This window comes from Pedobacter foliorum (assembly GCF_013266735.1).
GTDB lineage: Bacteria > Bacteroidota > Bacteroidia > Sphingobacteriales > Sphingobacteriaceae > Pedobacter > Pedobacter foliorum.
In genome coordinates this window covers 16411-30522 of the sequence record NZ_JABSNU010000015.1, presented here as the reverse complement: position 1 = coordinate 30522, position 14112 = coordinate 16411, and the positions used below count along the sequence as shown (strand labels likewise).

Here is a 14112-nt window from a genome sequence, read left to right as displayed (position 1 = left end):
TTATAGATTGAATGTATGTTCAATTAATTTATTAATTTAGTTCTAACCTGCTGTTAACATTGCGAATGGATATTTGCGGCGCTCGAACAGTAATTAAATACCAAACCAAACAAATTAATTTTATTTCAATTATGAAAAAAAAGCTACTACTGATTTGCTTCATGCTTTTTGCAGCAAAGAGTTTTGCCCAGGACATTACCGTGAGAGGTGAGGTTTTGGATGCCGAAACTAAAGGGCCTATTCCGTCGGTTAACGTTAGTGTTAAGGGTACAAAACTTGGTACTGCTACAAACACGAATGGAATTTACACCCTAACAAATGTAAAACCCAATGCAACTCTTGTGTTTACCTACATTGGATACAAGCCACAGGAAATTAATCTAAATGGAAAAACCCAATTAAATGTAACGCTAGCTCCTGATTTGAGCGACCTTCAAGAGGTAGTAGTAGTGGGGTTTGGAACAAAGAAGAAAATTAATATTGCCGGAGCAATAGATCAGATTTCAGGTAAGCAATTGGAATCACGACCAGTTTCAAATGTTATGCAAGGACTGCAAGGTATTAGTCCTGGTTTAAACATAACTTATGGAGGTGGTGCTCCCGGTACCGTACCCGTAATAAACATCAGAGGGTATACTTCCATAAACGGTGGCTCACCTCTTATTGTAATTGATGGTATTCCAGCTGCTAGTAATGATGATATGTTAAGGTTAACTCCTTCTGACATTTCATCATTTACAGTATTAAGGGATGCTGCGTCTGCTGCTATTTATGGTGCAAGAGCCGCTTTTGGAGTAATCCTTATCACTACTAAAAAGGGTGTTGCAGGAAGTACTAGGATAAGTTATAATGCATTAACAACCTGGGGGAGACCAACGGTTCTTCCAAAGCCGGTAACTGATCCATATATTTATTCCAGAGTTTTGGAGACTTCTACTGACAATACTCCATGGGATTACGTAAATTATTCTGATGAGTACTATAAGTGGGCCAAAGAGAGGTCGGATAATCCTTCACTTCCAGATACACGTATTGATCCAACTGATCCAAATAAAAACAGATGGGCATATATGGGGGATAACAACTGGTATGATTATTTCTTTAACAAGGCTAGTTTATCTCAAAATCATACATTGACTTTTTCAGGTGGAGCTCAGGTAAATAACTCCCCATTAACTTATTATTTGTCTGCCGACTATACGAAAGAAAATGGTTTGAATAAGCTTGCTCCTGATTTTTGGGATCGTTACGGTTTAAGATCAAGAGTAGGTTTTGCTCCTTTATCATGGTTGAAAATAGATAACAATCTTAATATTTACCAAACCAAAAAAGCACTTCCAAATGCCAGTATTACCGATCTTTATTACTTGCAACCAACCGACGTAGCTACGAATCCTGATGGAACATGGGCAAACACTGGAGCAGGTAGACTCGCTGCAAGACTGGTTGATGGAGGGAATAATCTTGAAACAATGTTTGGCTTCCAAAATATCACAGGCGCAACCGCTTCGTTTTTAAATGGTGATCTTCAGGTAAATGGTGATGCTTCATTTAAAAGAGAGTTATGGAAGTATCATAATGATTCGAAGAAGTTTAAGATAGGTTTCGGACCAACTGATATCCGAGAAGAGGGGGGTAATGGTTATGTAAGTGAGAGCAATGGCTATTTATATAACAATGCTTTTAACTTATATACTACTTATAAAAAGACCATAGGTGATCACTTTTTTAGTGCAATGGTTGGTTATAATTCTGAGAACTATAGTTATTCTACTGTTGATGCTCAGAGAGACTTACTTATGTCTTCATCTGTGCCTTATCTTAAATTAACTACAGGGGAAATAACACTAGGAACAAAGTATAATGCGTATGCTAGTACTAGTGCTTTCAGTAGGTTAAACTACACTTATAAAGATCGCTATATCTTAGAGGCTACAGGAAGATATGATGGATCTTCGAGATTTCCTGTTAGTCATAGATGGGGATTTTTCCCTTCGGCTTCTTTGGCTTGGATTGCTAGTGGCGAAGACTTTTTTAAACCTTTGGCTCCAGTTTTATCAACATTTAAACTACGTACCTCTTATGGGGACTTAGGAAATCAGGCTGCAGATTCTAATCCATATTTACGTGATTTTGGGTATATCCAAACGTTACCAACTGGAACTTCACCATATTTAATCGGCGATTCAAGGAAAGTCGTTATTACCGGAGCACCAAGATTGTATGTTGATCCAAACACCTACACATGGGAGCGCGTTTCTACGCTTAACATGGGTACGGATTTAGGTTTTTTTAATGATAAGCTATCATTTACTTTTGATTATTTCATTCGCAATACAACAGGTATGCTGGTTGCCGGTCAGGAATTACCTGGTGTACTAGGTACTGACGTGCCAAAACAAAATGCTGCTGACCTTAGGACAAAGGGATGGGAGTTATCAGTTTCTTATAGAGATAGGTTCGATTTAGGATCTAAGCCATTTAGCTTTGAAACGAAATTTTTTGTTTCTGATTCCCGCTCTAAGATTACAAAATTCAAGAACGATCAAAACTTATTATCTAACTACCGTGTAGGACAGACTATAGGAGAGATTTGGGGACTGCAAAATGATGGTTTGTTCCAGAGTAAAGCTGAAATCGATGCACTTGATCAATCTAGCATAATTCCATGGGGTGCACTTGATATTATTCAGGGCTGGCCTAAATACAAGGATCTGGATGGCAACAAAAAAATAGAGAGAGGATTAAGTTCTAATGATCCGAAAGATCTTAAAATTATTGGTAATAGTACGGATAGATACAGTGTTGGGGCTAATCTAAACATGGATTGGAACGGATTTGATCTTTCTGTATTCCTTCAAGGTGTATTAAAAAGAGATTTTTATCCTCATCATTATTTGTTCTGGGGGCCTTATCAGCAGCCTTATGCTAACGTTTATCCTTGGAATCTTGATTTTTATAGGGCTACAGGAGATTCTCCTGAACAAAGAGCAAAACACTCAGCTTCTTATATAGCTGCAGGGTTAGCTGACGCAAATACCAATTCTTATTACCCGGTTATGCAATCGTGGCTAGCAGATGCTAATTACGGTTCAGGTTTAGATATTCCACAAACTAAATATTTGCTAAATGGTGCTTATTTAAGAATAAAAAATGTTTCACTTGGTTACACTTTGCCTGCTAAGTTTACTAATCGTTTTAAAGTTAATCGTCTTCGTGTATTTGTTACCGGAGAGAATCTTTATGAATTCTCTGCCATTAAAAAGTACATAGATCCTGAAGCAGTAAATCAAGGGTCTAGTGCATGGGCATATCCATATCAAAGAAGATATGCAGTTGGTTTAAATCTAGATTTTTAATAATTAGGGAGTTAACAAACATTTAAAAAACAGTTATGAAAAAGAATATATACATCCTGTTTGCAACAATTGCAGTTTTAATCACTGCATGCAAAAAAGGTAACCTGGATCGTTTTCCTCAAACGGAGATAGCGCCAAATCTTTTCTTTAATACAGAAGAAGACCTTGCTTTATATGTTAACGGATTACTCTTAATGCCTGACAGAGGGAGCTATTTGAATGATCAAAGTAGCGATAACGTAGCAACTACAGCAGCTGTAGAAGTAAAGAATATAATGGCAGGCAATGCTAATGCACAGAATATAACCGGAGGATGGAATTGGAAAAGGTTGCGAGATATCAATTATTTCTTAGAAAACTATAATAAAGCAAAGGTTACCAGTGAAGTGAAAAATCATTACATCGGTTTGGCAAAGTACTACCGTGCACAGTTTTATCTGGATAAGGTACAGCGTTTTTCTAATGTGCCTTGGTATTCTGGTACACTGAATCCAGATGATAAAGAATTGTTTAAGCCTAGTGATCCTCGTGCGTTGGTAATGGATAGTGTAATGGCTGATCTTGATTTTGCCTATAATCATGTGAGAGAAGCCGTGCCTGCAGGAACTCCAGGGAAATGGGCCGTTGCCGTATTTTATTCGCGAGCAGCTCTTTATGAAGGGACTTATCGCAAATACCATACAGAGCTTAATTTAAAAGCAACCGCAAATGCCTTTCTTGAAACTACTGTTAAGATAACAGGGGAGGTAATGGCTTCTAAAAAATTCTCAATCTTTAATAAAAATCTACCTGATCAGGATTATGCAACTTTGTTTTCAAGTCAGGATTTGACTTCAAACCCTGAAGTGATTTTGGTTAATATATTCGATTTAGCTAAAAAAACAAGCCAAAACGTAAATGGTGTCGTATTTGGTGACTATGAACAAGCACCTGCAAGAGACCTTATTCAAGCCTATTTAATGAAAGATGGCAGTCGCTTTACCGCAGTGCCAAATTATGATAAACTTGGGTTTGTAAAGGAGTTTGAAAATAGAGATCCACGTTTGGCTCAAACAATGGCTTATCCAGGCTGGATTAGGGTGCCTGATGCGAAACCTTACATCCAAAGACTAAATAAAAATTTTACAGGTTATCACCAATTAAAAGGATACGTAAACAGTACTGATCAAACAATTTTAAACAGTGTTGATTTCCCTGTTTATCGTTATGCAGAAGTATTGTTAAATTACGCTGAAGCGTTAGCTGAGTTAGGTACATTAAACCAATCGCAGTTAGATGAATCTGTTAACCTGATTAGAAAAAGAGCGGGTATACCTAACCTTAATTTAGCTCAGGCAAATGCATCTCCCGATCCTTTATTGCAACAACAATTTAATAATGTTGAATCAAACCAAGGAGTGATTTTCGAGATAAGAAGAGAACGCAGGGTTGAGTTTGCTTTTGAAAATACAAGATATGATGATTTGATGAGATGGAACGCCGGGAAGCTATTGACTAAAAGCCCTGAGGGGATGTACTTTGCCGGATTAGGGAAATATGACTTAACGGGAGATGGCGTTGAAGATATTATTTTAATCGATAAATCTCAGACTATTCCTGATGAAGACCATAAAGAAAAGAATTCATTAGGCGTAGTACTTAACTATTACCGTACCGGAGAGATAGGTTCAGATGCCACTGTGTTTTTGAAAAATGGTACTTCAGGTGGTGCTATTGTAACTGAATCAGCTATTCGTAAGTTTGAGGAGCCTAAATACTATTATCGCCCAATTCCTCAACAACAAGTAGTATTGAACAATAACCTAAAACAAGTATTTGGCTGGTAGTAACCAATAAGCCTATTTAGAAATAAACACAGATGACGACATTAAAAAGAAGATCTTTACTAAAGGCAGCAGGTTTAGCTGTTGGCGCCGTAGCAACCAGTGGCCTGACTGCCTTTGCTTCTACTCCTGAAAAAAAGGAAAAGAAAAAACTAGCACTTTCTGTAGCGCATATAACCGATGTACACATTGGAGAAGGTGAAAATGCCCCTGAACGATTTAAAAAATGTTTAAAGCATATCATTACTAAGCACAAGCCAGATTTCTTCCTGAATGGTGGTGATTCTATTGGTGATGCATCGTATGACAATGTTGTATACGATCAGGTAATTAAGCAGTGGAGTATTTGGGATGATTGCCTGAAAACACTGGATAAATACGAAGTGCATAGTTGCATTGGTAACCACGATTCATGGTGGAAAGCTCCATCTAAGGAGCATGAAATGTATGGGAAAAACTATGTGGTTAAGCGCCTGAAAATCCCCAACAGATACTACAGTTTTTCAAAAAAGAACTGGCATTTCATAGTGCTTGACGGAAACAATGGTAATATCTCATTAGACCCAGAACAATACAGCTGGTTGGAGAAAGAACTGGAGCAATTACCGGCATCTACACCCACATTGCTAATGTCGCATTATCCAATTTTAGGAACCACTCAGGTTCTTGTAGGCGGCGGCCACTCTGACTGTAAGAAGCTAAAAGACCTGTTTCACAAGCATCGCGATAAAGTGAGAGTTTGCTTAAGCGGACATAATCACTTATCAGATAATACCCATTATAATGATGTTTTGTATTGCTGTAATGGCGCTATGAGTGGTTTTTGGTGGGGTAAGGGAGATGCAGAATCTGCAGGTCCTGGCTATTACTTAGAAACTCCTCCGGGCTATGCAATGCTGAGCTTGTATGAGGATGGTACAGTTGAAAACGAATATTATCCACACACTTTTTAACAAATTATGAGAATCCCATTCCTTTTTACAGTCTGCTTTTTCTTGTCGGTAGCGGTTAATGCACAGAAGAGACAACAAAAGGTGGTTTACATTATTGCCGATGGTATTCCGGCTGATGTAATTGAAAACCAAAACCTGCCTAACTTTAAGAAGATTATACAGGCAGGATCTTATTCCAGAATGTATGTTGGTGGTGGGAAAGGTACTTACAGTGAAACGCCTACTATATCTGCAGTTGGATATAATAGTTTGCTTACCGGCACTTGGGTAAATAAGCACAACGTACCGGATAATGATATTAAAGCACCTAATTATAATTATCAAAATATATTCAGGTTGTTTAAAGCTCAATATCCGAATAAGAAAACTGCTATTTTCTCTAGCTGGACAGATAACAGAACCAAATTACTTGGGCATAATTTACCGGAAGCAGGAAACCTAAAGGTCGATTACTCTTTTGATGGCTATGAACTGGATACAGTTCGTTTTAAGCACGATAAAAAGGCAGATTATATGCACCGCATCGATGAGCAGGTAATCGCTGATGCATCGAACACCATTCATGATAAAGCACCTGATCTTTCATGGATTTATTTGGAGTATACCGATGATATGGGGCACGCGCATGGCGATAGTCCTGAGTTCTATAATGCTGTGGGTATGCTGGATAAACAGGTAGGTAAAGTTTGGGAAGCAATAAGCTATCGTCAGAAAAACTTTAAAGAAGACTGGCTAATTGTTATTACTACAGATCACGGACGCGATGAAAAAAGCGGTCGTGGACATGGTGGCCAATCTGATAGACAAAGGTCTACCTGGATGGTAAGCAATTATAGAAACCTAAATACTTATGGTCAATACTTTGATCTTGGTGTGGTAGATATTATGCCTTCAATAGCTCGTTACCTGGATGTAAAACTTCCTGATAGCGTAGCACAAGAAGTAGACGGCACCTCATTTATAGGCCCGGTATCTGTTACAGCTCTTAAAACAATTTATACTCAGAATCATATTGACATTAGCTGGAAAGCCTTACAGAAAACGGGAAAGGTTAAAATCTGGTTGGCTACAACAAATGATTTCAAAACAGGAGGAAAAGATACTTATCATCTTTTAGGAGAAGTGGATCTTAGTCAGCAACACTTTTTTGCTAACGTTAAAGATTACCCTTCAGAGTTTTACAAGGTAGTTATTCAGGCTAAGGATAATACACTGAACAAATGGGTAATCCCTGTTCAGGCAAAATAGGATATCTGTATTGTTAAGTTGTACAGGTAAACTGTGCTAAAAAGGAGGGTGGTCATGATCACCCTCCTTTTTTTTAAAATTTTCGTAATGCTGAATTTATTTCAGAATCTCGCACTAGCAAGGTTTTCTTTCTCTTGAGAGATACTGAAATAAATTCAGCATTACGATCGATTAAGCAAAATTGCCATTATTTAGTATAGTTGTTATTGTACATACTTAACCTGTATGCTATTTATTTGTCTTATAAACCGCGCTTTTTTCTTCTCACCCTCTATAATAATCTTGAAAGGCCCTTCACTTTCAGGAAGTAAACTTCCGTCCTTTCTAGTGGCAAGCAAGATCTTTTTTTGTGAAAACTCTGGGTCAGCCTCAGCTAATGAAAAAACTACGCGATAACCATCATTAGCGCTTATGAGTAGAAACTTAGCCGCATTTTTACCTCTTAATTCAGCTCCCAAGGTAACGCCGGCCAGCCTAAGAATAGTAGCGAGTTCTACACCTGAATAGCTATGCTCTTTTTCATCACGGTCTGTGGCTTTAAGTTCCATTTTAACCATTTTCTCCAAATCTTTTGTGGTTAATGTAAGTGACGTTTTTACTTCACCTGTTACGCTTAATGAACTAGACTTGGTAGTCTGAGTTTGAGCAAATAAATGAAGTGTGCTTATTAAAAGAAGCGCCAAAAGGATAATGCTTTTATATCTTTTCATTTGAATAGGCTTTAAGTTTGTATTGATTTTGAGTAATTAAAGGTTATTAAAGGCTAGACTTACAAAGTAATTTCTCCCTGCTTCGGGGAACCCTTCGCTTATGGTGTAATTCTTATCTAGTATGTTGTTTACGCCTCCTTCTAGTGCTACTGACTTGTAGATTTTAATATGAGTGCCAATATTAGCTATTGCAAATTCTCCTGATTTGGTGCCATAGCTAGTACTATATCTTGAAGAATTGTACTCGCAGTTTGCCTGTATTGATGCGTAGTTTGAGCACTGGTAATTGGCCGAGACCATTATTTTATGTTCAGGGGCATCTGTGAATTTAATAGCTTTGTTACTTAGGTTGCTGCGGTGTAAATAGCTGTGTTGAGCTGCAATCTGTAAATCCTTTGTAACGGAGTACCTGGCGGATAGCTCGGAGCCATAAAATTCCGCTTTCCCTGTATTTTGCAATTGGTATATATTGGGCTGTACATTATTAACCTGCTGGATGGCATCCGAGATTTTACTGTAGAAAAGATTGGCTTCAACCTCAAGTTTGCCATTGTAAATGGCCGAATAACCGGTTTCATAATGTGTTGCAGTTTCTGATTTAAGGTCGGGATTGGGGATTGCAGCGCCCATTCGGTAAGAGTAACGGTCTTTGATTGTAGCAAAGCGGGATTTGCGTGCTACAGATATATTAAGTTTGCTTATAGCACTTAGTTGATAAACTGCACCAAGCTGTGCGTTTAATGCGTAATTCTCGTTTTCTGGCAGGTCGGTAATCTCCTTTGTGGTCGAGTTGTAATTCTGTGCCTGCATACTGTGACGCAGATTTAGACTAATACCTGGCAATAAGCTTAGTTTTTTGGTAAGACTGTAGGTGTCTTCAATACCTGCGGAAACTGTATAATCTCGGAATTTACGTACAGGTTCGCCGACATTATTTTCCTTATGACGATCAGTTTTAAGGTGTAGAGACGCTTTAAGTTCATGCTGTGCACTTATGTTATTTCCGTATTCAACTGATCCGCCAAATGTATCATCTTTATATAAACTCTGAAAGGAAGAGGGTTTCTTTTGTGTAGTGTAAGTGTTGTCGTCAAATGCGCTTAGTAGATTGCTGAACTTATCGTAAAATAGACGTGTTTTTAGAAAACTGTTGCTTGTAATTCCTGTGTTGGAAATGAAATACAGACTTTCCTTATTCCAGTATGGCCACTGCCAGAAACGGGCCTTTTGCAAAGGATCGTTGCCTACGTAAGGCGGATTCCCTTTTTCTCCCTGCTGGTTTACATAACTTATTGCGTATTCATTGTTTGCGCTAGGAGTAAAGCCAAACTTCAGGGTGTATTTTGAGTCTTCGCGAAAGGCATTGTCTCGTGTCCCTCCGTCTTCATATTGTTTTGCGGTATAATCACCAGGTAACGGGTATCCTTTTTGTTTAAGTTGAGATGCGCTTCCCTGTAAATAGAATTTGCCAAAATTGGAGCCTGCATTAAGATTTAGGCGATGTCCTTTGTTGCTTAGCCAACCTGTACGGGCATCAATTTCAAAAAGTTTTTCGGGTTTTCTGGATATGATATTGATTGCGCCACCCATAGTGTTGGCGCCATAAGTAACTGACGAAAAACCTTTGGCTACATTGATCTGTGATACATCAAATGTTGTGAATCTGGCAAGGTCAACATATCCATCATACGGAACATATATTGGTATGCCGTCAATGAAAACGGGGACTTGTCTCAGGTCAAAACCTCGGATAAGGACTACCGATTCATTTCTCGCGCCTACAGAGGTAAGATTTACACCCGGTAAGAGATTTAGGGCATGAGATACGTCTAATTTGTTAAAGGATTCAATTTGGGAACTGCTTATTGTGTTCGAATGGCCGTTCTTTTTGCCATTAATATTGACTTCGCCAAGTTTGAAAATCCGCTTGGTTATAGCTGAAGTGTCTGGTGTTTTAGTGTTAGTTTGTTGTGCTGAGGCGTAAAGAAATGTGAAACTTAATAGGAATGATGAATAAAATTTTCGCATAATGATTGTTTTTAGGTTTTATGCTCATTTTATTTGGTTTTATTGCTGTAAATATATTGTTATTTGTTAGAAAAGCATAGAATAGTATGATGTAAATCATATTGTTCTATGCGTTTTTGTTTTAATGCTGTTTGTTTGGTTTGTTTTTGGTTTTAGTTCGGTTTTTACGATGTTTTGCATTTGTTTAGCTATTGGTCATGAGTTTGTTTGATAAGAGGATGACTTTTCTCATTGAGCTTTCGTTAACAAATTAGAATTGTTATTATTGCTTATGGATTCATCAGAGGTATTATTAATAAAGCAAGCAAGGTTAGATTCAAATAACTGCATTGCAAAAAAGGACGTGGATGGAGTATCTAAATACTGGCTGGACGATTTTGTACAGATCGCCGGAGATGGTAGCCATACCATTGGTAAAGCCGAAATCGCGGCTGATTGGAAATATATGTTCTCTAAAAGCAGTCCATTGTTTGAACGTATTCCTGAAACGATTGTTATTAGTAAAAGTGGTGATCTGGCATGGGAAAACGGCAAATGGAATTATAAAAATGCCCCATATCATGGTAATTATGCTGCAATGTGGCGTAAAGTAAAAGGCAAATGGCTTACACAAAGCGAACTCTATGTTTCATTAAACTAATCTGGTCATATGGAAATTAATGCTCAGCCTTTGCAAGAACAAAAAACAACCTCAAAAAGTAAAAAAATCTGGACATGTGTTCTTCTAGCAGTTATAATAACATGTTGTTATTGGGGTGTGTTTTTGTCGATAGATAGTGCAAAGGCGTTAACAATTCCAGGAATATTTAGCCTTGTGTTTTTGCAGGGGATGTGGTTTGAATTTAAAGGTAAGCCTAGGTGGAATCGAGGAATTAATGGAGGGATACTGTTTGTCTTAACGCTCACTTTAGTTTTTGGAGTTGCTCAATTGCGTACGCTGTATAAAGAACAACAGTTAAAAAAATATGGAGTAATTAGCTACGCCAAGGTTGTAGAAGTTTATAAGCAAAAGAGATTGAAAGGTGGGCCTGTGTTTTTGGCGGCAATTGAATATAAGATAAAAGGGAAAGATCACTATCAGTCCATTGATAATAAAAAACAATTATACGGAGTAAATGACACATTGAAAATCGTCTATTCCTCTCGAAATCCGGATATTTTAGACGTTAAACAACATAAGAAATGGAATTCTAATACCGGAAGAATTGCCAGCAATGCCTACGAAAATATGGCGGGTAATGCTCAGGTTAAAGAAGACTTTTTAAATATACCGCCCCAGTTTAGGGGAGGCATGAGTGGCTTTGCTACTTACTTAAGGGATAATTTGGTGTATCCACGACAGGCAAGAGCAAAAAAAACAGAAGGAAAGGTTTATGTCTCATTTGTTGTACAAGGTGATGGGACAATTACAGATGTAAAAGCAGAACGTGGAATAGGAGACGGCTGTGATGAAGCCGCAGTTGAAGTAATTAAAAACTCTCCGCCATGGCTACCCGGAGTACAAAATGGTAAGCCTGTACGTGTAAAGTATAATATTCCAATCACTTTTACCCTTTAAAACCATTGATTAACGTATTTTGTTAACTTACACCACATAACCTAAAAGATATGAAGATAGCAGTATTCAGCACTTACCGATATGACGAAGAATTTTTAAACCGATTTAATACTGGTCACGAGTTATCTTTTTTTACTGTTGCTTTAACTGAGGAAACAGTTAAACTGGCAGAAGGATTTGATGCAATATGTATTTTTGTGAATGATCGTGTTGGTTCTGATATTATAAAAACCTTACATAAAGGGGGAGTAAAACTGATTGTTTTGCGTTGTGCCGGCTTTAATAATGTGGCAATTGAAACCGCAAACGAATTGGATATTCCTGTGTTAAGAGTGCCTGCTTATTCGCCAGAGGCAGTAGCGGAGCATGCATTGGCATTAATTCTTACGCTAAATCGTAAAACACATAAAGCCTACAATCGTGTTCGAGAGGGTAATTTTTCTTTAGAGAAATTAATGGGTTTTAATTTACACGGACACAAAGTAGCTGTAATAGGTACAGGAAATATAGGTAAAGCATTTTGTAAAATCTTAAAAGGCTTTGGTTGTTTAATTAGTGCCTATGATCCTTATCCATCTATAGAACTTCAGGAAATCGGCGTGAAATATGGCACTCTGCAAGAAACACTAAACGGTGCAGATATAGTGGCTCTTCATTGTCCGCTTACTGAAACAACCAAGCATTTGATCAACGAAGAAACGCTTAAGCTTTTTAAAGAAGGAGCAATGCTGATCAATACAAGTAGAGGAGCGTTGGTTGATACCAAAGCAGTTATTGAAGCTTTAAAAACCGGGCAACTTGGGTATTTAGGACTCGATGTATATGAACAGGAAAGTGCCTTGTTTTTTCATGATCACTCAGAAAATGTTATACTGGACGATCTTATTACCCGACTCATCTCTTTCCCCAATGTGTTAATTACTTCTCATCAAGGCTTTTTTACTAAAGAAGCAATGGAAGAAATAGCCCAAATTACATTTAAGAATGTAGATGCATTTGTGAACGGAGAAGAATTGGTAAATAGGGTAAAATAGAGGTTTTACAAACGCATACCTCTTAAAAATTCATCAACCTGCATCCTTTTTTTACCTTCATACTGAAGATCGGTAAATTTGATAAAGCCATCTTTAGCCGCAAACTTTAAGTAAGTTTTACCGTCAGATAAAAAGCTTCCCGGAGAAATACCTGGTTCTTTTTCTTCAAGCTCTGCCTTAAAAACTTTAAGTGTTTTGTCGTTGAGTTTAGTAAAAGCGGTAGGGTATGGGCTTAATCCACGAATCAGGTTGTATATTTTATGAGCCGACTGATTCCAGTCAATTAAACAATGCTCTTTAAATATCTTTGGTGCGTGTTTTAGTTCGTCGCTTTGGGGCTGAGGCTGCTCTGTGTAATTCCCTTCGTCAATTGCAGTTACTGTTTTAACAAGCAAACCAGCACCCACGTTCATTAGCTTATCGTGTAAATCTCCGGCAGTTTCATCATCAGAGATCTTTACACTTTCAGAGAATATAACATCACCTGTGTCTATTTCATGTTTCAAAAAGAAGGTAGTAACACCACTTTCTTTTTCTCCATTAATGATGGCATGATTTATTGGGGCTGCTCCACGGTATTGTGGCAGTAAGGATGCATGTAGGTTAATAGTGCCTTTTGCAGGCATATCCCATACCATTTCAGGCAACATCCTAAAGGCAACTACAACCTGTAGATCGGCATTTAAGGCTTTTAATTCTTCAATAAACAATGGGTCTTTTAGTTTTAGGGGTTGCAATACTTTTAGCCCTTTAGAAGCTGCATATTGCTTAACTGCACTTTCCTGAAGCTTTTGCCCACGACCAGCTGGCTTATCTGCGGCGGTTACAACACCAACAACATCAAATCCAGCTTCTACTAAAGCATTTAAAGAAGCAACTGCAAAATCGGGCGTACCCATAAAAACTATTCTCATTACCCAGTGTTTTAGGTGGCAAAATAACTAAAAAAATAGCGCATATTTTTATACTAATGACAGGTAAGATTCGTCATCCTGAATTTATTTCACTGTTGTCCGGTTAAAATCTAAACACACCATTAAATCATTTAAATTAAGCTAAAAACAGTGTTTTTTTTGTCTTTTGAAAAAGCAAGCCCTCTGTTTTTCCCATTTTTAAAATTCCTATTTAAATCCGGCTGTCCGGAGAAAATTAGATTATAATTCGTGTTTTAGCATTCTTAACTCTTTATAGCTGCAATATTCAGGAAAATAATATTTCAGAAGCCAAATATTGCAGCCATTTGTAAGTCGGCTGTCCGGTTAAAATTTATTATAAAACTTTCTCCGGACAACAGTGAATTTATTTCAGGATCTCGCACTAGCTAGGCTTCCTTTTTCTTGAGTGGTCCTGATACCGGCCTTCGCCGGTATGACGAATTCAGGATGACGAGGAGTATAAT

Annotated in this window: 10 protein-coding genes; 7 read left to right on the top strand and 3 right to left on the bottom strand. The window is 37.8% G+C overall.

The features are described from left to right. Positions 1-131 precede the first annotated feature (131 nt). From HQN83_RS21610 to HQN83_RS21595, 4 genes are read left to right on the top strand one after another with little or no spacing between them, the layout of a single operon-like run. The gene (locus tag HQN83_RS21610; protein WP_173093265.1) at positions 132-3359 is read left to right on the top strand and encodes a SusC/RagA family TonB-linked outer membrane protein; all 3228 of its coding nucleotides are present in this window, start codon (positions 132-134) and stop codon (positions 3357-3359) included. A 35-nt stretch (positions 3360-3394) separates the two neighbouring features. Then, entirely contained in the window at positions 3395-5185 is a 1791-nt protein-coding gene (locus tag HQN83_RS21605; protein ID WP_173093264.1) for a RagB/SusD family nutrient uptake outer membrane protein, read from the top strand. A 32-nt stretch (positions 5186-5217) separates the two neighbouring features. Further along, a complete protein-coding gene (locus tag HQN83_RS21600; protein ID WP_173093263.1) occupies positions 5218-6135 on the top strand; it encodes a metallophosphoesterase family protein in 918 nt (305 codons plus the stop codon). Positions 6136-6141: 6 nt separating this feature from the next. Further along, positions 6142-7383, top strand: a complete 1242-nt coding sequence (locus HQN83_RS21595; RefSeq protein ID WP_173093260.1) for an alkaline phosphatase family protein — start codon at positions 6142-6144, stop codon at positions 7381-7383. A gap of 203 nt (positions 7384-7586) precedes the next feature. Here HQN83_RS21595 and HQN83_RS21590 read toward each other — a convergent pair whose 3' ends face one another. Next, positions 7587-8093 (bottom strand): molybdopterin-dependent oxidoreductase, encoded by a 507-nt coding sequence (locus tag HQN83_RS21590; protein WP_173093258.1) that lies wholly within the window; start codon positions 8091-8093, stop codon positions 7587-7589. A gap of 36 nt (positions 8094-8129) precedes the next feature. Further along, the gene (locus HQN83_RS21585; RefSeq protein ID WP_173093256.1) at positions 8130-10121 is read right to left on the bottom strand and encodes a TonB-dependent receptor plug domain-containing protein; all 1992 of its coding nucleotides are present in this window, start codon (positions 10119-10121) and stop codon (positions 8130-8132) included. A gap of 271 nt (positions 10122-10392) precedes the next feature. On the opposite strand from HQN83_RS21585, the gene HQN83_RS21580 reads away from it, so the two are divergent. The 3 genes from HQN83_RS21580 to HQN83_RS21570 are packed head-to-tail and all read left to right on the top strand — an operon-like array spanning position 10393 to position 12713. Beyond that, positions 10393-10761, top strand: coding sequence for a YybH family protein (locus tag HQN83_RS21580; RefSeq protein WP_173093254.1), 369 nt, complete (start codon positions 10393-10395; stop codon positions 10759-10761). A 9-nt stretch (positions 10762-10770) separates the two neighbouring features. After that, a complete protein-coding gene (locus tag HQN83_RS25225; protein ID WP_217277448.1) occupies positions 10771-11679 on the top strand; it encodes an energy transducer TonB in 909 nt (302 codons plus the stop codon). Between the two features lie 50 nt (positions 11680-11729). Beyond that, complete coding sequence (locus tag HQN83_RS21570) at positions 11730-12713, top strand: 2-hydroxyacid dehydrogenase (protein ID WP_173093252.1); 984 nt, start codon at positions 11730-11732, stop codon at positions 12711-12713. A gap of 5 nt (positions 12714-12718) precedes the next feature. On the opposite strand, the gene fmt is transcribed toward HQN83_RS21570, so the two are convergent. Beyond that, complete coding sequence (fmt, locus tag HQN83_RS21565; protein ID WP_173093250.1) at positions 12719-13627, bottom strand: methionyl-tRNA formyltransferase; 909 nt, start codon at positions 13625-13627, stop codon at positions 12719-12721. Positions 13628-14112: the final 485 nt, after the last annotated feature.